Genomic DNA, 21,673 nt, shown 5'->3' with positions numbered 1-21,673 from the left:
AATAAGGAGAGTATAAATTAAATGACGAAAATTAAAGTGATGACGATTTTCGGTACACGACCTGAAGCCATCAAAATGGCTCCTTTAGTCAAAGAGTTAGAAAATCAGTCAGATCAATTCGAATCAATCGTTACAGTAACCGCTCAACACCGCAAAATGTTAGATCAAGTGCTAACTACTTTTGAGATAAAGCCAGATTATGATTTAAATGTGATGAAAAGCAATCAAACCCTTTCCGAAATTACCGCTAATGTATTGATTGGGTTGGACCAAGTGATGAAAGAGGCTAAGCCGGACATTGTTTTGGTACATGGCGATACGACAACAACATTTTCAGCAAGTTTATCGGCTTATTACAATCAAATTAAAGTCGGCCATGTTGAAGCTGGTCTGCGCACATGGGATAAGTATTCTCCATTTCCGGAAGAACTTAATAGACAATTAACAGATGTTATAGCGGATGTTTATTTTGCCCCAACGAAAGAAAGCAAAAATAATTTATTAAAAGAGAATCGGGATGAAAGCACCATTTTTATTACTGGAAATACGGCTATTGATGCTTTACAAGCAACGATTCATGAGGGATACCATCATAAAGTGCTTGAGAACATTGATTCGGAACAACGCATTGTTTTATTGACGATGCACCGTCGTGAGAATCAAGGTGAGCCGATGAAACGCGTGTTCCAGGCTGTTCGTCAAGTAGTTGATCAATACGAAGACGTAGATGTTATTTTTCCAGTACATTTAAACCCTGTGATTCAAAAAGCTGCCAAACAGTTTTTAGGAGAGCACAAACGAATTCATTTGATTGATCCATTAGATGTTGTAGATTTTCATAATCTTGCCAATCACAGCTATATGATCATGACGGATTCTGGAGGGGTGCAAGAGGAAGCTCCATCATTGGGGGTACCAGTGTTAGTACTAAGAGATCGGACAGAAAGACCTGAAGGCATCGAAGCAGGCACGTTAAAATTGATTGGGACAGATACCCAAACGGTAGTTGAAGAAATGACGAATCTGTTGGAAAATGCTGAAAACCATGCGTTAATGGCGACTGCAAAAAATCCTTATGGAGATGGACTAGCCAGCCAACGAATCGTAGCAGCAATAGGTTTTCTATTTAACCAGCAATCTAAAAGACCCGGCTCGTTTGAGAGGGCATAGAATAAAAACAACCACATGTGAAAGTAGGGTGCCAGGTGGAAAAAACTACCTTAATAAATAAATGGATGCTCTTCAATGAAAAGCACAGCTCCATTTGGACTCAAATCGTGTTGATTACTTTAGGTATTTCAGCTACAGTAACGGACTGGATGGTCGGAATATTTTCGTTGAGTGATTTTCTATTCGGATTTATCGCAGCCTGTTTGATCATAAGCGGAAATTATTGGATAAAAAAGAAACAATTTGGTTGGATTTTGCTTTTATTAGGAGTCATAGCAGTTAACATCCTGATGAATTATTTTAATAATGACCTCTTTGTCTTAAAAACAGGGATTGCAGCTTTTATAAAAGTCGCTTATTATGCCTTTTTTGTTGCAGGAGTTTACAATTTCATTAAAAAAAATGCTTTAGAAGCACTTCTTTTAAAAACACTCAATATTGTTGCGATTGTCATTTGTATGATCGGCATTTACATAACAATTGCACTTTACTTGGACGGAAAGCTTCCTTATGAGTTCTTTTGGAAATTGACACGAACAGATGAAACAAGTTATTTATATGATGGCATAGAAAATATTTTCAGGACAAGAAGCATTTTTTCAGAACCTTCTTATTTAGGTTATTATTTAAACATTATGCTGGGTCTAAATTATTTTAATAAAAAGAACGTAATAATCAATAAATACATTAACTTATTGATTACATTAACGATTATTCTGACTTTTTCTTATAGCGCCATAGCAGTTATGTTGGGAATACAAGCTATGCATTTTATTCGTTTAAAAACAATAAAAAAAATAAAAGTAAACGGGTTTCTTATTATCTGCTTATTGGCAGTGGTTATTCTGACTGTCCTAGCGTGGGATATTATCCAAGTAACCATTATTGACCGGACAGCAGCCATTTTATCAGGTGCGGATAATTCAACAAGAGGCAGATTATGGGAAAGCTGGCAATATGTAAATCGCAAACACCTATTTATGGGAAATGGGATTGGGCATACTCCATCCATTTGGAATATTTATGCTTATATTTTGTCGGATGTAGGATTAGGCGCTTTTCTATTATTTTGTTTATTTTCGGTTTATGTTTTAATGACGAACTTTAAAATGGGTATTTTGTTTATCCTATTAAATTTTCAAAAAGGCGGTTATTTATCACCGGAATTTTGGATATTTATTTTATTATTGCTCATTTATATGGGGAATAATGTAGGCTTATTTAATAAAAATAAGAATAAATTTTCAAAGTCGTAAGATTTGCCTAAAACAGTTCGAAGAATAATTGTATGTTCTCCTTTGTTTAACAGGAAAGATTGTGATAATATGAATGAGTTGTAAGACATCAGTATATTAAGAGTATTTTTATTGGAGGAAACATTTATGGTACAAGAAGAAAGGTTCAGCAAAACAAAAAAAGTCGTCATAGGTGTAATGGATATTTTACTATTGCATTTTTCCATGCTTCTTTCTTTTTATTTGAAATTCGGCAATGCCGTTCCAGATAGAAATTACGAGACTTATACGAATTCATTTGTTTTTATCGTTTTAACGTTTATTTTTCTGAATATTTTATTTGGAGTCTATATTTTATACAACAAATCAATGACCGATTTTTTGTACATTACGATTATCATCCAAGTCATCTTAACGTTAGCAATCATGGCGGTTACTTTTGCAGGTAGATGGTTTGCTTTTCCCAGATCAGTGCTGATTATTAACTTAGTAGTGAGCACATTAGTTTTATTTATTTGGCGAGTGGTCGTTTATAAAATATATGAGAAGTTTAGCGGCAGTAAAAAAGTTATGGTGGTTGGTTTTGAAGAAGATGTTAAGTCAGCTGTCTTTAACTTTGAAAATTCAAAAAGCAAACGCCATAAAGTAACGTTGGCAGTCCTATCCAATTATTCTGAAAATGTTGCAGCTCATTTAGAAGAAGTCGATATTGTTTATTTAGCTAGCAAAATCAAGGATCAAGAAAAAACAAAAGTCTATGAATTATTGATGCAAAGCGATAAAAAGTTGTTTTTGAATACGAGCTTTGAAAACTTGATTATGGTGAATCCAAATATTATGAATATTGAAGACGAGAGCATTATTGAAGTTTCACAATTCAAAATACCGGCTGAAGACGATGCCATCAAACGAATCGTGGATATTTTATTCTCACTTGTTCTCATCATTATTACCTCACCTATTATGCTGATCACGGCTCTTTTAGTGAAAGCAACTTCTAAAGGACCTGCTCTTTATAAGCAAGTCCGAATTACACAAGAAGGTTCTGAGTTTAACATCTTAAAGTTCAGAACGATGAGCGCTACGGCAGAAAAAGAATCCGGTCCAGTCCTAGCTACATCTAATGATGCCAGAGTTACTTCAATAGGGAAATATTTAAGAGCATTGAGAATTGATGAGTTGCCCCAACTAATTAATGTTCTATTAGGGGAAATGTCGATGGTAGGACCGCGTCCGGAACGTCCATTCTTTGTTGATCAATTTAAAGAGCAAAACCCTTATTACTATTTAAGACATAATGTTAGAGCGGGCATCACAGGTTATGCTCAAGTATATGGTAAGTATGCAACAGATTTTAATAGTAAATTAAATTTTGATTTATTATATATCAAAAAATATTCACTTTTATTAGACATTAAAATTATGTTGCAAACCATTAAAATTTTGTTTGATAAAGTATCCTCTAAGGGATTAGATGAAGAAGCTGAATTAGACGGAAATCATAGTATTTCAAGCAACATAAAAATATTAAATTAATAAAAGAGCGATTGTAAAACTAATAAAAGGCCTCAGCCTCCAGTTTAACTGGAGATTGAGGCCTTTTATTGAAAGTATAAACAATTACAATTCGGATTATATTTGGTTATCTAACCACATATAATGTGAAATATGCTATAATTGACTGGATTCATTTTTCTTGTGAGTAAAAGCAAATCATACCATTAGATAAATTAAAGGAGAGAGATAAATGACAGTATTAGTAACTGGAGCTGACGGTTTTATCGGAAGCCACTTAGTAGAAGAATTAGTAAAAAGAGGAGAAAAGGTAAGAGCCTTTGCTTATTACAATTCGTTTAATACATGGGGCTGGTTAGATAGTTTGCCGAAAGACGTATTAAGTCAAATCGATGTCTTTACAGGGGATATTCGTGACCCGAACGGAGTAAGAGAAGCAATGAAAGGAATCGATACGGTTTATCACTTAGCTGCATTGATTGCTATTCCATTCAGCTATCATTCACCCGATTCATACGTTGATACAAACATTAAAGGAACGTTGAACATCTTACAAGCTGCTAAAGACTTTGGAACAAAACGTGTGTTAGTTACTTCAACTTCTGAAGTTTACGGAACAGCGCAATACGTTCCAATTGATGAGGATCATCCTTTCCAAGGACAATCGCCTTACTCGGCTACGAAAATTGGCTCAGACCGTATTGCTGAATCGTTCTATAGAAGTTTTGAGATGCCGATCACAATTGTGCGTCCATTTAATACTTATGGTCCAAGACAATCTGCTCGTGCAGTAATACCGACGATTATTACACAATTATTAGCAGGAAAAGAAGAAATCAAATTAGGTTCGATCACGCCGACAAGAGATTTTAACTATGTTAAAGATACGGCAAATGGCTTTATTACATTAGCGCACGCTGAAAATACTATCGGTGAAGAAATCAATATAGCCACACAACAAGAAATTTCAATCGGCGACTTAGCAAATGAAATGATTCGCCAAATCAATCCAAAGGCAAAAATAATTACGGATGATATTCGGTTACGACCAGAAAAAAGTGAAGTAAATCGTTTGTTAGGATCAAATGAAAAAATCATGCGCTTAACGGACTGGAAACCTCAGTACACCTTAGAACAAGGTTTAGCTGAAACGATTGAATTTTTGAAAGACAATATGGATAGCTACAAAACTGATATTTATAACATCTAATAGAGGAGGCTGCCAAGATGGAAAGAAAATTTATCCCTTTATCCGTACCAAATATCAAAGGCAATGAATTAGAATACGTTACGCAAGCTGTCAAAGATGAGTGGGTTTCAACTGGTGGAAGTTATATCGAAACATTCGAAAAAAACATTTCTGATTATTTAGGAGTTGAACAAGCTGCAGCCGTACAAAGTGGTACAGCAGGACTTCACTTATCATTGATTCAAAGTGGAGTTGGTGTAGGCGATGAAGTTTTTGCGGCAACATTGACATTCATTGCTGCAGTCAATCCTATCCGTTATGTCGGAGCAGAACCGATCTTTATGGATTGTGATGATTCATTGTGTATTGATCCAGATAAAATTCTGCAATTTATTAAAGAAGAATGTACGTTTACAGATGGCATTCTAACGAATAATCAAACAAAACGCCAAATCAAAGCCATTCTCGGTGTGCATGTGTTTGGTAATTTAATGGATATGGAAAAATTGGTGGAAATTGCTGACCAATACAATCTTAAACTGATCGAAGATGCGACAGAAGCATTAGGTTCTTACTATACTGAAGGCAAGTATAAAGGCCAATATGCCGGCACTATCGGCGACTTTGGTGTTTATTCATTTAATGGAAATAAAATCATCACTACTGGTGGCGGTGGAATGGTCGTAGCTAAGAAAAAAGAAGATTTAGATTATCTTAAATATCTTTCTACTCAAGCTAAAGATGACACGACTAGTTTTATCCATCACGCTGTAGGCTACAATTACCGCATGACCAATTTGCAAGCTGCGTTAGGTGTGGGACAATTAGAACAATTAGAAAGTTTTATTGAAACCAAAAAAGCTAACTATGACTTGTATAAAGAATTGTTTGACCAAAACGAAAAAGTTGAGGTAATCGATTTTGATGCGACTATTCGTCCAAATTATTGGTTTTATGCACTGCTGATCAAAAATGACCCGGATATTCAAGGAATCATTCAGGCGTTGCATGAAAAAGGGATTCAAACAAGACCAATTTGGGGATTGATCCATGAACAAAAACCTTATTTAAACGCACAATCTTATAAGATTGAGAAAGCAACCTATTATGTGAAACACATTCTGAATATTCCTTGCAGTTCAAACTTGGAACAAGATGATGTTCGTTACGTTGCCGAATGTTTGAACGAAATTCTATAGCTAAGGGAGAAGATATTGTGGAGCTCAACGATTTTGTTGTAAAGGATACACTTACCATTAAAGATGCGATGACAAAAATGGATAAAAACGCACGTAAAATCATCTATGTCACATCAGAAAATAAACTAGCAGGAGCGCTTTCCGATGGAGACATCAGAAGGTGGATTTTAAAAGACCAATCCATTCATGAAATGGTAAAAGAAGCGATGAATGCTGATCCTATTTTTATTTTTAAAAAGGACACCGATAAAGCTATCGACCAAATGAAACAACAAAAAGTAGATTCCATACCCGTTTTAAATGAAGATCACACGATCCGCAATATCATGTTCAAGTCTCATGAGCTGGTTCGCGGCAAAAAAATCCAAACACCGGTCGTTATTATGGCTGGAGGAAAAGGCACAAGGCTCTATCCTTATACAAAAATTTTGCCGAAACCATTGATTCCAATTGGAGATACACCGATTATGGAACGTATTATTGATAAATTCCATGAATTCGGTTGTTCAGATTTTATCATCAGTGTGAATTATAAAAAAAATATGATCAAAGGGTACTTTAATGAAATTGAACGTGACTATAATATGTCCTATGTAGATGAAGATAAACCCCTGGGAACCGGCGGAAGCTTGTCTTTGATGCGGGAACAATTAAAAGAAACGTTTTTTGTTTCAAATTGTGATATTTTAGTTGATGCTGATTACACAGATATTGTGGATTTTCATAAAAAGAATAAACACGATATCACGTTTGTCGCATCTCTTAAAATCACACAAATTCCCTATGGCGTATTGCAATTAGATAAAGACGGATTATTAGAAAATACCGTCGAAAAACCTGAATACAGCCATCTTATTAATACGGGTATGTACGTTATGGAGCCTTCAGTTCTTGGCTTTGTACCGGACGATGAATTCGCAGACTTACCCGATGTTATTATGGCAGCTAAAAATGCCGGACTCAAAGTCGGTGTTTTCCCCGTGAGTGAAAACTCTTGGTTGGATATGGGACAGATCAAAGAGATGGAGAACATGATTGAAAGTTTAGGTGTAAACGGATGAAGCAGCTTCTTTTAATCGGCGGCGGGGGCCACTGTAAAAGTATCATTGATTCTCTTAGTCAAAATACTGCTTTTGAAGTCGTCGGTATACTAGACACTTCAGAAAAGGTTGGAACATTTATTAATGGCATTGAGATCATCGGTGTTGATGATGATATGGAAAAGTGGTTTGTTAAAGGGGTGCACTTGGCTTTTATTACTTTAGGCAGCGTAGGAAATACTGCATTGCGCCAAAACTTATATGAGAAAGCTAAAACAATTGGTTTTCAATTTCCTATCATTCAAGATCCAACAGCGATTGTTTCAAGAGAAACAACGATAGGAGAAGGAACATTTATAGGAAAAGGCACAATTATTAACGCATCTGTTCAAATAGGAAAAAATGCTATCATTAATTCTGGTGCTATCGTTGAACACGATAGCACCATTGGTGATTATTGCCATTTGGCACCAGGGTCAACTTTTAGCGGAAATGTAACGATTGGAGCTCATACTCATGTGGGTACCAACGCTACAGTGATCCAAGAAATTGAGATTGGTGAGCATACGGTCATTGGCGGGGGCAGCGTGGTTATTCGAAACATACGCAGCTTTGCAGTGGCGTATGGCAATCCATGTAAGGAGGCAGAACATGAATAAAACATTTATTATTGCTGAAGCTGGCGTTAATCATAACGGCAGTATTGAATTAGCAAAAGAATTGATTGCTAAAGGTGCTGAAGCAGGCGTTGACGCGGTAAAGTTCCAGAGTTTTAAAGCGGACAAGCTGGTTACTGTAAATGCTGAAAAAGCTGAATACCAAGTAGCAAACACAGGCAACAATGAAGAAAATCAGTACCAAATGATAAAAAAATTAGAACTGGATTACGATAAACATCAAGAGCTGATGGATTATGCTACGAGCCTTGGAGTTATGTTTTTGTCTTCAGCTTTTGATTTAGAAAGCATCGATTTGTTAAAAGATTTAGGGTTAGATATATTTAAAATTCCGTCAGGTGAAATTACGAATCTGCCTTATTTACGAAAAACAGCTAAAACAGGTAAAAAAATTATTTTGTCTACAGGAATGTCTACTTTAGGCGAGATAGAAGAAGCTCTAGAGGTCTTAAAAAACAATGGAGCGAAAGACATTACGGTGCTGCATTGCAATACAGAATATCCAACGCCTATGAGCGATGTTAATTTAACAGCGATGAATACCATGAAAGAAGCTTTTAAAGTCCCGGTCGGCTATTCAGATCATACATTAGGAATTGAAGTGCCTATCGCAGCAGTAGCTTTAGGAGCTGCCATTATTGAAAAGCACTTTACATTGGATAAAACGATGGAAGGGCCTGATCATAAAGCGAGTTTAGAACCAGACGAATTGAAGCAAATGGTCACCAGCATTCGTAATATTGAACAAGCACTTGGTAATGGTGTGAAGACACCGACCCAATCTGAACGTAAAAATAAAGCAATTGCTCGCAAAAGCCTAGTTTCGAAAACCGCTATTGCAAGCGGAGAGGTTTTTACTGAAGAAAACTTGGAAATCAAACGTCCAGGAACAGGGATCTCACCGATGTTATGGGATGAGATCATTGGGACAAAAGCAACTAAAAACTATCAAGCAGATGAGCTGATCAAACGATGAAGAAATTATGTGTCGTCACAGGTACACGAGCTGAGTATGGTCTATTGATGCCTTTGCTTGAGCAAATAAAACAAGCTGAAGATTTAGAATTACAATTGTTGGTGACAGGTATGCATTTATCACCAGAATTTGGTTTAACTTATAAACTGATTGAAGCAGACGGTTACGTCATTAACGAAAAAGTGGATATCTTGTTAAGTTCGGATACACCTGTCGGTATTTCAAAATCGATGGGTCTTGGAATGATTGGCTTTTCTGAAAGTTTTGAACGCTTGCAGCCAGATATGGTGATATTATTGGGAGACCGTTACGAAACGTTCGCAGCAGCAGCAGCAGCTTCTGCCGCACGTATTCCCATTTCTCATCTGCATGGTGGAGAAACCACGGAAGGCGCTTTTGACGAAGCATTTAGGCATGCAATCACTAAAATGAGCTGGTTGCATTTTACGAGTGCTGAAGAGTATCGTAAACGAGTGATCCAACTTGGGGAACAACCTGAGCGTGTCTTTAATGTCGGAGCTATAGGTATTGAAAACATTGTTAAAATGCCTTTAATGACGAAAGCAGAATTGGAAGCGAGTCTTGGCATAACATTCAATAAGCGGTTATTATTAGTCACCTTTCATCCGGTCACGCTTGAAAATAAAACATCAGCTGCTCAGTTTACAGAGTTGTTAGAAGCGTTAGATATAGTAGAAGATGCAACAATCATTTTTACTAAAGCTAATTCAGATACAGATGGAAGAATCATCAATCAGCTGATTGATGACTATACTAAACTTCATTCTGCTAAATCTCTAGCGTTTACTTCAATGGGACAATTGCGTTATTTGAGTGCAATGAAGTTGGCATCTGCTGTGATCGGCAATTCATCAAGCGGTATTATTGAAGCTCCTTCATTCAAAATACCGACTGTTAATATTGGCGATCGCCAAAAAGGCAGGATGCAGGCAGAGTCCGTTATTGATTGTGAACCTAAAAAAGAAGCTATCGATAAAGCTATTCACTTAGCGTTATCAGTCGGTTTTCATGCACAATTAAAAAAAATGGAGAATCCTTATGGTGATGGAAAGGTTAGCGAAAAAATAATAAAATCCATCCGTGACTCTCTTTCCAAAGATATATCACTGAAAAAATCCTTTCATACTATTTAATAGCTGCTTAAATAAATATGCTTGCATAAGAGGAAGTTATGTATCGCAACTTCCTCTTCTTGCTGTTAGAATTTATATATCTTTATAGAGAACATTATAGAAAGGTGAAATGAAATCAAATTATGATGCAACAAAGTATAAAAAGAAATATTAATAAAATCGGAATGCTCTTTTTTGGACTTTCTGTAATCTCAATTTTAATTATAGGCCAACTTTTTTTTGAGTTATCTATTATTAATTTTATATTATTTTTAGCGTACAACGTTTTTTACATTTACCTTCCTGGAAAAATAAGCGTTAAGCTACTGAAAATAAATAACTTTACTAATATGATAGAAGAAATACTAGCCTTTTTCTTAGGAATGTTCATGTTAATCATTCAGTACTATATCTTTTCTTTCTTTAATAGTTTATATTTAATTAAGTTTTTTACCCCACTATTACTAATAGTAGGAGTAATTTACTTGGTATCAAAAAAGAAATTGATTTTTTCTGTTAAAAAAAATAAAATTTTAGATGCAGGTACTTATTTATTCATGGGAACAAATACACTCGTTTCTGCTATATATACGATGTTTGCTTTTCCAAAACCAACAGTTGTTTCAAATGCTGTTACATACCAAGATATGGCATGGCATATGGGGAATGTTAATATTCTTTCTAGCGGTAGCAACACGGATACAAGAGTATACGGTATCAAATTTCTTTATCATTACTTTTCTGATTTATTTTATGCTATTGCAAAATACATTTTCGGATTCAGTGCGTATGAATTAATTATTCAATTCCAGTTTATAATAGTAGGAACAATATTAACTATTTCAGTAATTGCTTTCTTTAAAGTAATGTTTAAAAACTCAAGATATCTGCCTTATTTCGCTGCTTTTGCTCTTTTTTATGTACCGTCTGCAGCTAATGGCTATTACAACAATATTTTTTACCACTTATTTACAAATGTTAATGCAATGGCGCTTACGTTGCCAGTAGTATTATTAGTATTACTAGTAATAAAAAATAGTTTAGAGTTTAAAGAAAATAAAAAAAATATCCTATTGATTTTTATTTTTATGTTTCTGCTAGCAGGTTTAAAAGGCCCCATTGCGCTAATGATTTTAGTTGCATTATTTGTTTTAACTTTTGCAATGCTGATTCAGAAAAAAAGAAACTTGTTTTGGCTGAAATTCCTAATGATCGCCACTCTTTCTTATGCCATTATTCACTTCACCCTTTTAAGTCAAGGGAGTGATCTAGTAGAGATAGGTATGGATACTGCTTTTGATGTTATCACTTCCACGTCCTTGTTTCCAGGTGGATTGAATAATCCGGATAGCAGCTTTTTTATAAGATTTACTTATGTCATACCGCACTTTTTGCTCGCAGTATTTTTCTTTTCGATTCCTTATCTATGGAGTGTGATTGAGAATATCTATAAGTTCTTCAATAGACAATATATTTCGTTATTTGATCAATTTAGTTTGATTTTCTCGGTCTTATCGATTGGGGCTTATTATATTATTCGTCACTCAGGCTATTCACAAATGTATTTTCTTTTCGGAGCTCTTCCAGTGATCTATTATTTAGGAGGAAAAGAAGTAGAGAGGCTTTTAAAGGAAAACGCTGGAATAAAATTTAAAATAGTATTTTTTGTTATTGTGGCTTTAGTCTTTATGAGACCAGTTCTTGAAACAACCAGTATGATTAAAGGAAGTTTAAAACAAAGCTATTCAAATTTTGTAAATGAACAGACTGACTTCTTTAATAGCAGCATCAGTTCTTTAGAGTATGAAGGAATGATGTGGATAAAAAATAACACTGCCCCTAACGATTTATTAGCGACGAATAGACATAACGATGATCATCGATTTTTCTTATATAGCGCTTATTCTGACCGAGGATTTTATATAGAGGGACCTGAATATGCTAAAAACAGCGGATTACAGCCTGAAAAAGCACAAGAAATGTTAGAGCGAAATGATTCATTGTTTTCTCCAGATTATCAAAATAAATATAATCTAGCGATGGAATTGAATGTAAAATATCTTGTGCAATATAAGAAACAACAACCAAATGATTTGTTTACTACAGAAAGTGGCTTCCAGCGGTGTTTTGAAAATGACGATATAAGTATTTATAAAGTACTGAAATAAACAAAAATATAACAATGGATACATGAATAAGCTGTAAGGAGCGGGAGAAATGAAAAACACCTTATATATGGTGATACCTTGTTACAATGAAAAAGAGGTACTAAATGAAACAGCAACCAGATTAAAAAAAATATATTCAAAGTTAATAAAAAGTAATAAAATTCATAAAAAAAGTAAGATTGTTTTTGTAAACGATGGCTCAAAAGATACGACTTGGGAAATCATCAAAGAGCTGCATGAAAATGACGATGTCTTTAGCGGCATAAATTTAAGTAGAAATAAAGGGCATCAAAATGCTCTTTTAGCAGGATTATTAACTGTGAAAGATTATTCTGATATGGTTATTTCTATGGATGCTGATCTGCAAGATGATATCAATGCTATTGAAAAGATGGTAGATAAGTACTTAGAGGGGTATGATATTGTTTATGGGGTTCGCAGCAAACGGGAAACAGATACCTTTTTTAAACGTTTTACAGCTGAGAGCTATTATAAAATATTGAATTTCATTGGTGGAGAAGTAATTTATAACCATGCTGACTACAGATTAATGAGCAAGCAAACAATTGAAGAATTAGCTAAATACAAAGAAGTTAATCTTTTTCTAAGAGGAGTTGTCCCGATGCTGGGCTTTTCTTCTACGACTGTTTCTTATGAACGTAATGAACGATTAGCAGGAGAAAGTAAATATCCTTTAAAGAAGATGTTATCTTTTGCTTTAGAGGGAATAACTTCTTTAAGCATAAAACCAATTAGAATAATTTCAGGTTTAGGCGTTTTAATATTTGCAGTGAGTATTTTGATGCTGATTTACATTATTGTGCGTCATCAGATGGGGGACACTGTTACAGGTTGGGCAAGCGTGGCCGTATCCGTTTGGGCTATTGGAGGGCTTATGCTCTTGTCAATAGGTATTGTAGGTGAATACATCGGAAAAATCTATTTAGAGACAAAACAACGGCCAAAATTCAGTATTAAAGAGTTTATAAATAAAACTAATTGAAAAAAATCCTGAAGTTAGTGATTTGCTGTCGTTAAATTAACTAGTCCATTTATTTATTTTCAAAAAAAAAGACATTGATTATTTCAATGTCTTTTTTTGAGTTGTAATTAAATAAGGGAACAAGATCGGGATAAAGGACATTATCGTCATAGAATATCGAGGTGAAGCTTCCCATAACAATAGAAACAAGAACATGCCTACTAAAAACAAACAAGTTAGCAGAGAATATAAATCACCAGTGCGTTTGATTAACATTTTAATAAAGACAAGTAGTAATATAAAATAATAAATCATTTGAATGGTTTGCATATAGAGATTGAAGCCTTTGGAAGTAGCTAGTGTGCTGCTGACTTCATTATGTTCTGCAGCCAGTTTGATACTAAAAGTAGATTTTAAATCACCGGAAGACCAAGTCGTAGCATTTTTGGCATTAAGAAACGCCAGTGCTTCAGTAAGAGATAAAGAAGACCAACGTTCTTTGATCAATTCCAAATGCATTTTTGAAATTGTGGATTTGGACATGCGCTGATCCCAAAACAAATCCTTAGAAAAAGCTAAATCGTTATCGTTATATCCTCCTGCAGAACGATAGTGTTCTCGCCCATCATCTTTAAAATAATATTCTGCATTTGCTCCCATAAAAAGGTAATGGGTATTAGGCATTCCTCTTTCATCTATTTCATATAAATGTAGCGCATCAATTCCTTTATTCCACCCCACATTTAGCAATAGGAAAGTTACAATAGGAATTAAGACTAGCCATTTTTCTTTACCACTCAAACCTACTATCAATGCAATGACAACAGCGATAAATAAAATTAAAAACAAACCTTTTGCGAAGAAGGAAATGCTTAAAAAGATACTGGATAGTGTCAAATAAACAATTTTTTTGTTGAAATTTTTTGTTTGTATAAAGTAAACGAAAAAGATTACCATAATTAAAGAAGTGAAAATAGACAAAGTATCTGTATAAATGTTTGCTACATGTAAAGAGATTTGGATAGTAAACATAAACAAATTCATAGCGATTAAAGAAGCCATGGGTTTATTTGTTAACTTTTTAGCGCTAAAATAAATTAACAGAGCAGATACAGCATGCATAATAGAAAAAATTATATATATTGTATGATGATCAAAGCTACCAAAAACTTTATCAATAAAGATATATACAAATAAAATAAATAAGTTTTGTGGATTGGCAGCTAAGTACCAACCGGATATTTTACCTGTTTCTACAACTTCTTTGGCGATATTTAAAACAAAAGAACCGTCATCAATAGGAGTTTGGATGCCTAGATAGCGAAATAACCATAAAAGAAAAATAAAAAATAAAATTGATTCAATAACAGCTATTATGTTACTTGCTTTAAAACTAATTTTTACTTTTGATATATAAAACCCACAACCGATTAGAAAGATGGCAATTATTGAAGCAGTTAAATTTTGAATGACTATTTCGTTTAAAGTAGACTCAGAACGAAATTCTGAAAGAATATTACCCAGGTTTGGGGAGAAAATAGCTATTCCAATTATCCATATCATCGCTCCAATTCCAGATAGAATAATGATTGTTTTAGATAACTGTTCTAGTTTCTTAACCATTCAGATCACCTCTTGAATTCTCATCCTCTTTAATGATATAGATAGGGCGTTTCTTTGTTTCTAAAAACATTTTACCTAAATATTTTCCGAGAATACCTAAACAAAATAACTGCATTCCACCAATTGCTAAAATAATACAAACGAGTGACGGCCATCCGGAAGTCGGATCATCGAATATGATCGTGCGGAGAATAATAAGAATGGCCAAAAGAATAGCTACAAAAAATGATAATATACCGACAAAGCTTGCTATAGCTAATGGTGCATCAGAAAATGCAACGATACCATCAATTGAATATTTAAATAAATCCCAGAAAGACCAGGATGTTTCGCCAGCAGCGCGTTCTTTATTTTTATATTCAAGATAATGAGTGTTAAAACCTACCCAGCTAAATATACCTTTTGAAAAACGGTTATATTCCGTAATTGAAAGAATTGCATCCACCATTTGGCGTGTCATCATACGGAAATCTCTTGCACCATCTACAATTTCTGTATCAGAAATACGGTTGATCAACTTATAAAACTGTTGAGCAAAGAAAGAACGTATGGGTGGCTCTCCTTCACGTGTTACCCTTCGCGTTCCAACACAATCAATTTCACCGTTGCTTTTTCGTAGAATTTGGAGCATTTCATCTAAAAATTCAGGAGGATCCTGTAAATCAGCATCCATAACTACGGTATAGTCTCCTTTAGCGTACTGCAAACCAGCATATAATCCTGCTTCTTTTCCAAAATTACGAGAAAAAGAAACATATCGAACGGTGTTTGGATATGTTTTTGCTAAGTCTCTAAGTATGTTGAGTGTCTTATCTTTTGATCCATCGTTGACGAAAATAAATTCTACATCGATATTTTTTAATTTATTGCATTCTTTTTGAACGGTATTAAAAAAAATAGGTAAAACTTCTTCTTCATTATAACAAGGAACGACAATGGATAATAATTCGGTTGTATTCAATAAATTCACTCTTTCTTTTTAATGCGTTTAATATTCTTATTAATTACACGGTGAATATGCGATAACTGAGAGAGCAGTCAAATTTAATACATAAAATTGCATAAGTAGCTTTTTCTATATATTGTTTTGGTGAGTGACTAGCCCAACTGCTACTTTAACTTAGAAACCAAACATTTTCAATAGAAAAATCGGTATGGTATAGGTAGAGATACCTCTATTGACACTTTTTAGATACAAACTTTGAAAAAAGGATAAAGAAAGGCTAGATAGGGTTGACAGTTATAAAGAAGTATATAATAGTAGTTTAAGATAAAGACTAATTATTGGATTAGTATAGAAAGCAGGGAACTTTTTTGAAGAAAAATTACAACAACTATTTTGAAATAAATACTAAAACGCTTACCTTTAATTTGTTAAGCTATTTATTACGCATCTTGTTAATGTCAGTAGGGATAGCTTTGCTAGGAAATTATATTGTACAGATTTTTTTTGAAAATTATAACATAGAAACTGTAAACGCCTTCGTTGAAATTAGGACAAGGTTGTTTTTATTTAATGCTGTTATTATTTTTATTATTCAAATCTGGTTTACAAGCTTGCTAGGAAATATTTTGGTTAGTTCATTAATGACATTACTTCTTTCGGTACTTTTTGGTTTTACTAATGGGCAAAAAGCACTATTTAGATCGGAGCCTTTATTTCCTTCCGATCTATTAATGGTTAAAGATCTTCCTTTTATGATTAATTCTCTTGAAGAGTCTTCTGCAAAATTATTGTTTTCTTTATTAATTAGTATTTTAGTGCTGCTGATTGTAGTGATCGTTGGTATTAAGAAATGGAGAAAAAGTCATCCTATTAAATTTAAACAATCTAAAAGAGCAGTAAGGTTGCTTTTATTTGTATTTTCAAGCATTGGTTTAATACAACTACTAAGTTTTCATAATCCTGGTAATCCCTTTAAAGAAGGTTTTGTAGAAGTAGGGTATGCAGAGTGGCAACCCCATAGTCAAATATATAATGCCCATAGAAATGGCCCAATTGCGGCCTTCCTATACACAATGAGTGGCGATGTCGTTGCAAAACCAGAAGATTATTCGCAAGAATATATAAAACGAATTGTAGATAAATATAATGGAAGAGCAGATGAAACTAATTTAACTCGTCCAGAAAGTATGGAAGATATAAATATTATTTACGTGATGAGTGAAAGTTTTTCAGATCCGATGAAAATAAAAGAACTTGAAGTAGAAAAGGATCCTATACCGTTCACGCGGAGCATGATGGAAGATTATTCTGGAGGATCTATTTTATCTCAAGGATACGGAGGTGGAACAGCTAATATTGAATTTGAAGCATTGACTGGTTTATCTCTGGAAACAATGTTGCCGGGTATGACAACGCCCTATACCCAGTTAGCTTCCAAAATGAACAAAATACCCACGATGTTGTCCTTTTTACCAGAGGATTACTATTATAAAACAGCTATTCATCCTCATCATACACAAATGTATCGAAGAACTGAAGTTTATGAAAATATGGGATTTGATGAATTCTTATATAATGAAACGATGGCTCATACTGACAAAATAGAAAATAATCCCTTTATATCTGACGGTGCTGCTTACCAAGAGGTTATTGAACAGATGGAAAAAACAGACAAAACAGATTTTATTCATTTGGTAACTATGCAAAATCATGGTCCTTATAGTGGCTTTTATTCAGAAATAAAAAATAGTGTTTCTGGTGATACAGACTTAGCAGAGGTTTCTGGGTATATCCAAGGGCTTACTTATAGTGATCAAACCATGGAAGAATGGATAGCAAAATTAGAACAATTTCCAGAGAAAATTGTTGTTCTTTTCTGGGGAGATCATCTACCAAGTTCTTATGGAGACACTATCATAAACAAAAATTCTCTCGTTACAAAATATGAAACTCCATTATTTATTTATTCAAATTATACTGAGGTACAAAAAGATTTGGGGATCATTAGTCCTGTCTTTTTTATGAATGAAATATTTGAGGCTACAAATTCAAAAATTAGTGGTTATCATTCCTTATTAGGTGCATTACAAGAACAGCTCCCTGCTTTTGAAAAAGGGATTTATGTTGATGGACAGAAAAATGAAGTCGTTCAAACAAGAGCAGAGCTTCCAACAGAAACGCAAGAAATTTTATACGAATATGAAGCGATTATGTATGACATAACATCAGGTATGAACTACAGTAAACAGCTGGGCTTTTACTAATTTCAGCCTCAATCTCAATTTGAACTATTGTGTACAACTAATGACTTTTTTATTTTATTGTACATTTGCTTCAGTTTTTGTACTATAATTGAAAAAGTAACGGTATAAGCGGTAACAACGTTGGGTTGTTACCGCTTATATACGGGTTTTGATAAGTTAGATTAGGAGGAAAAGGAAAAAATGAAAAAAAGGTACAAAGCTACTCTGGTTTTAGGTATAGCAAGTTTTGGTGTCATCGGATTAATGCAACCATCTGCTTCAGTAGAAGCAGCAGTAAGTGTACAAAGCAATCAATACCCAAAAGTTAATACATATATCAAACAGCAAAATTTGCGAACAGCAAAAATAACACAAAGTTATAAACAGTTTTTACAGTTTGATTATCGAAATGGTAATGGCGCAGCGGAAGGAATCGTTATCCATGAAACCGCTAACCCAAATTCAACCATTACTAGTGAAATAAACTATATGACTATAAATTGGCAAAATGCTTTCGTGCATGCTTTTGTTGATAAAGATAACATTATTCAGATTCATCCCGCAGATTTTGCTGTATGGGGAGCAGGTAAACAAGCGAACCCTCGTTTCTATCAAATTGAATTGGTAGAACATGATACCTTTCACCAATTTGCTCAATCTGTAAATAATGATGCTTATTTAGCTGCTTACATGTTATATTATTTTGATCTTGAACCATCTCGTGCAACAAAAGGCGGTAGCGGTACTATTTGGACACATGATGAAGTTTCCCGTTACCTTGGTGGAACAGATCACACTGATCCAGTAGGCTATTTTGCAAAATGGGGATATACAGTAAGTGATTTTTATAACTTAGTAGTAGAAAAATACAACGCCATGCCTAATCAAATTTTTAAAGAAGACAATTTAAACAGACAATATGCAGTTCCAGTAGATCCGAAGAATTATGGAATTTGGAACGGGCCATATCCTGGTAATGGATCGGCTAAAGTCGGAGAATTACACTCTTATGCCAATCAACCGATAGTAGTTTATAAAGAAGTTAGAACTAAAAATGGAGATTGGGTTCAATTTGGCCAAAATGGAAAAGTTATTGGCTGGGTAGGGAAAACAGGTATTCAAATCACGCCTGCAGTTAGTACTCCTGTTACAAATGCTTATGACTATGGTGTTTGGGACAGTTATCAAAGAGGAATGAAACGAGTTACCGGTCTGTCAGATTTTGCTGGTAAAGAAATAAAAGTTACCAAAGAAGCAACAGCCAATAATGGCGTAGAATGGGTAGAATTCAGTTCTAATAATAAAGTGATTGGTTGGGTTGCTAAAAAAGGAATTGCAATAGGTTTGACACCAAGTCAAGTTCCTCAAAATATTTCTAAAAAAGGTACACCGGTACCAAATGCTTATGACTTTGGCGTTTGGAATGATTATGAAAAGGGAAATACACGGGTCGCAGGCCTGTCAGAGTATGCTGGAAAATCAGTCCAAGTTGTTAAAGAAGTTATATCATCAACAGGCGTTAAGTGGGTTCAATTCTCAGTAGATGGTAAGATTATTGGTTGGGTAGCTGAATCAGGTATCCGTTATGTTTCTGTTCCAAAAGAAGTTTCTAAAGCAGGTACACCAGTACCAAATGCTTATGACTTTGGCGTTTGGAATGATTATGAACCAGGAAATAAACGAGTCGCAGGTTTATCAGAATATGCTGGAAAATCAATAAAAGTAATCAAAGAAGTTTTGTCATCAACAGGCGTAAAGTGGGTTCAATTCTCAGCGGATGGCAAAGTCATCGGTTGGGTAGCTGAAACAGGTATACGTTACGGAGAAGCCCCAAAAGAAGTTTCTAAACTAGGTACACCAGTACCAAACGCTTATGATTTTGGCATTTGGAATGATTACGAAGCTGGCAATACTAGAGTGGCGGGTTTATCCGAATATGCTGGAAAACCAGTAAAAGTAATCAAAGAAATCGTGTCATCAGCAGGCGTTAAATGGGTTCAATTCACAGTAGATGGCACAGTGATTGGCTGGGTAGCCGAAACCGGTATCCGCTATGGTGCTGTACCACAAGAGGTTTCGAAAATAGGCACACCGGTACCAAACGCCTATAATTATGGCGTTTGGAATGATTATGAACCTGGTAATACTAGAGTTGCAGGATTATCTGCTTTTGCCGGTAAACAAGTAGGTGTTGTCGCAGAAGTTACTTCTTCAATCGGTGTTAAATGGGTCCAATTCTCAGTAGATGGCGAAGTGGTTGGCTGGGTAGCTGAAACGGGTATCCGCTATGGAGAAGTTCCGCAATCTGTATCCAAAACAGGTACTCCGGTATCCAATGCTTATGACTTTGGCGTTTGGAATGACTATGAAGCAGGCAATACGCGAGTAACAGGTTTATCAGCCTTCTCTGGCAAACAACTAGAAGTAATCAAAGAGGTCATTTCATCAAGCGGCGTTAAATGGGTACAGTTCTCTGCAGATGGCGAAGTCATTGGTTGGGTAGCCGAAACGGGCATTCAATACGGAGAAATCCCGCAAACTGTTTCTAAATTAGGTACACCAGTCGCTAATGCTTATGATTTTGGTGTCTGGAATGATTACGAAGCAGGCAATACACGAGTAACTGGACTATCAGCCTTCTCTGGCAAACAACTAGAAGTAATCAAAGAGGTTGTTTCGTTGAATGGCGTTAAATGGGTACAGTTCTCAGCAGATAGAGAAGTAATTGGTTGGGTAGCTGAAACGGGCATCCAGTACGGAGAAATCCCACAAACAATTTCTAAACTAGGTACACCTGTTCAAAATGCTTATGATTTCGGAGTTTGGAATGACTATGAACAAAATCGCGAAAAAGTAGCAGGTTTATCAGAATTCTCTGGTCAACAGTTAGAAATAACGAAAGAAGTAGAGTCTTCATCTGGTGAAGCACTAGTTCAATTCTCGCTAGATGGAGAAGAAGTTGGCTGGGTAGCTGAAACAGGTATCCAATATGGAGAAATCCCGCAAACTATTTCTAAACTAGGTACACCCGTACCAAATGCTTATGATTTCGGAGTTTGGAATGACTATGAACAAAATCGTGAAAGAGTAGCAGGTTTATCAGAATTCTTTGGTCAACAGTTAGAAATAACGAAAGAAGTAGAATCGACGACGGGTGAAAAATTAGTTCAATTCTCGTTAGATGGAGAAGAAATCGGTTGGGTAGCTGAAACAGGTATCCAATATGGAGAAATTCCGAAAATTGTTTCTAAACAAGGTACACCAGTACCAAATGCTGCTGATTTTGGAGTCTGGAATAACTATGAAGCAGGCAATACCAAGATAACGGGCTTATCAGACTTTTCAGGTAAAGAAGTTGAAATTACTAAAGAGGCCTTTTCATCTGACGGTGTTAAATGGGTACAAATTTCAATCGAGGGAACAGAAATCGGTTGGGTAGTTGAATCAGCTATTCAATAATAATATAAGAGCACTTTTAATGTTGGAGAACTTCTCCTTCGTTAAAAGTGCTTTTTTATTTGGATTTGAAATGGTAAGATAGTTAAATTTTTCTTTAACAAGTGTCAAAGACTAAAGA

15 protein-coding genes are annotated in these 21,673 nt (G+C 34.9%); 13 read left to right on the top strand and 2 right to left on the bottom strand.

Annotated features, from left to right (window positions below):
* Positions 1 to 21 precede the first annotated feature (21 nt).
* The 11 genes from wecB to JHE06_RS08140 all read left to right on the top strand — a co-directional run bounded on the left by wecB (position 22) and on the right by JHE06_RS08140 (position 13,305).
* Entirely contained in the window at positions 22 to 1,170 is a 1,149-nt protein-coding gene (wecB, locus tag JHE06_RS08190; RefSeq protein ID WP_201088477.1) for a non-hydrolyzing UDP-N-acetylglucosamine 2-epimerase, read from the top strand.
* 35 nt (positions 1,171 to 1,205) lie between these two features.
* Positions 1,206 to 2,426 (top strand): hypothetical protein, encoded by a 1,221-nt coding sequence (locus tag JHE06_RS08185; protein WP_236253485.1) that lies wholly within the window; start codon positions 1,206 to 1,208, stop codon positions 2,424 to 2,426.
* 126 nt (positions 2,427 to 2,552) lie between these two features.
* Positions 2,553 to 3,941: a sugar transferase gene (locus JHE06_RS08180; RefSeq protein WP_201088476.1), complete on the top strand. Its 1,389-nt coding sequence runs from the start codon at positions 2,553 to 2,555 to the stop codon at positions 3,939 to 3,941.
* A gap of 211 nt (positions 3,942 to 4,152) precedes the next feature.
* Positions 4,153 to 5,130, top strand: coding sequence for an NAD-dependent 4,6-dehydratase LegB (locus JHE06_RS08175; protein WP_058918885.1), 978 nt, complete (start codon positions 4,153 to 4,155; stop codon positions 5,128 to 5,130).
* Between the two features lie 17 nt (positions 5,131 to 5,147).
* Positions 5,148 to 6,308 carry a LegC family aminotransferase gene (locus tag JHE06_RS08170; protein ID WP_201088475.1) on the top strand — a complete coding sequence of 387 codons (1,161 nt, stop codon included), beginning with the start codon at positions 5,148 to 5,150 and terminating at the stop codon, positions 6,306 to 6,308.
* 17 nt (positions 6,309 to 6,325) lie between these two features.
* Positions 6,326 to 7,369: a nucleotidyltransferase family protein gene (locus JHE06_RS08165; protein ID WP_201088474.1), complete on the top strand. Its 1,044-nt coding sequence runs from the start codon at positions 6,326 to 6,328 to the stop codon at positions 7,367 to 7,369.
* Positions 7,366 to 8,007, top strand: coding sequence for an acetyltransferase (locus tag JHE06_RS08160; RefSeq protein ID WP_058918883.1), 642 nt, complete (start codon positions 7,366 to 7,368; stop codon positions 8,005 to 8,007). The genes JHE06_RS08165 and JHE06_RS08160 overlap by 4 nt, the downstream gene beginning before the upstream one ends.
* Positions 8,000 to 9,001: an N-acetylneuraminate synthase gene (gene neuB, locus JHE06_RS08155; protein ID WP_058918882.1), complete on the top strand. Its 1,002-nt coding sequence runs from the start codon at positions 8,000 to 8,002 to the stop codon at positions 8,999 to 9,001. Before JHE06_RS08160 ends, neuB begins: the two co-directional genes overlap by 8 nt.
* Positions 8,998 to 10,155 carry a UDP-N-acetylglucosamine 2-epimerase gene (neuC, locus tag JHE06_RS08150; RefSeq protein WP_201088473.1) on the top strand — a complete coding sequence of 386 codons (1,158 nt, stop codon included), beginning with the start codon at positions 8,998 to 9,000 and terminating at the stop codon, positions 10,153 to 10,155. Before neuB ends, neuC begins: the two co-directional genes overlap by 4 nt.
* A 122-nt stretch (positions 10,156 to 10,277) precedes the next feature.
* A complete protein-coding gene (locus JHE06_RS08145; protein WP_201088472.1) occupies positions 10,278 to 12,302 on the top strand; it encodes a hypothetical protein in 2,025 nt (674 codons plus the stop codon).
* Between the two features lie 49 nt (positions 12,303 to 12,351).
* Positions 12,352 to 13,305 carry a glycosyltransferase family 2 protein gene (locus JHE06_RS08140; RefSeq protein ID WP_058918879.1) on the top strand — a complete coding sequence of 318 codons (954 nt, stop codon included), beginning with the start codon at positions 12,352 to 12,354 and terminating at the stop codon, positions 13,303 to 13,305.
* A gap of 78 nt (positions 13,306 to 13,383) precedes the next feature.
* Here JHE06_RS08140 and JHE06_RS08135 read toward each other — a convergent pair whose 3' ends face one another.
* Both JHE06_RS08135 and JHE06_RS08130 read right to left on the bottom strand, forming a co-directional pair.
* Positions 13,384 to 14,907 (bottom strand): ArnT family glycosyltransferase, encoded by a 1,524-nt coding sequence (locus tag JHE06_RS08135; protein WP_201088471.1) that lies wholly within the window; start codon positions 14,905 to 14,907, stop codon positions 13,384 to 13,386.
* On the bottom strand, positions 14,900 to 15,868 hold the full coding sequence (locus tag JHE06_RS08130; protein WP_058918877.1) for a glycosyltransferase family 2 protein: 969 nt from the start codon (positions 15,866 to 15,868) through the stop codon (positions 14,900 to 14,902). The genes JHE06_RS08135 and JHE06_RS08130 overlap by 8 nt, the downstream gene beginning before the upstream one ends.
* A gap of 353 nt (positions 15,869 to 16,221) precedes the next feature.
* Between JHE06_RS08130 and JHE06_RS08125 the strand changes: the two genes are divergently transcribed.
* Complete coding sequence (locus JHE06_RS08125) at positions 16,222 to 18,117, top strand: LTA synthase family protein (RefSeq protein WP_201088470.1); 1,896 nt, start codon at positions 16,222 to 16,224, stop codon at positions 18,115 to 18,117.
* Between the two features lie 180 nt (positions 18,118 to 18,297).
* Entirely contained in the window at positions 18,298 to 21,555 is a 3,258-nt protein-coding gene (locus JHE06_RS08120; RefSeq protein ID WP_201088469.1) for a GW domain-containing glycosaminoglycan-binding protein, read from the top strand.
* The last annotated feature ends 118 nt before the right edge of the window (positions 21,556 to 21,673 follow it).

Origin of the sequence: Carnobacterium sp. CS13 (assembly GCF_016653495.1) — a bacterium.
Classification (GTDB): domain Bacteria; phylum Bacillota; class Bacilli; order Lactobacillales; family Carnobacteriaceae; genus Carnobacterium_A; species Carnobacterium_A antarcticum.
The sequence above is the reverse complement of the archived record's forward strand: the minus strand, read 5'-3'. Positions and strand labels throughout refer to the sequence as shown.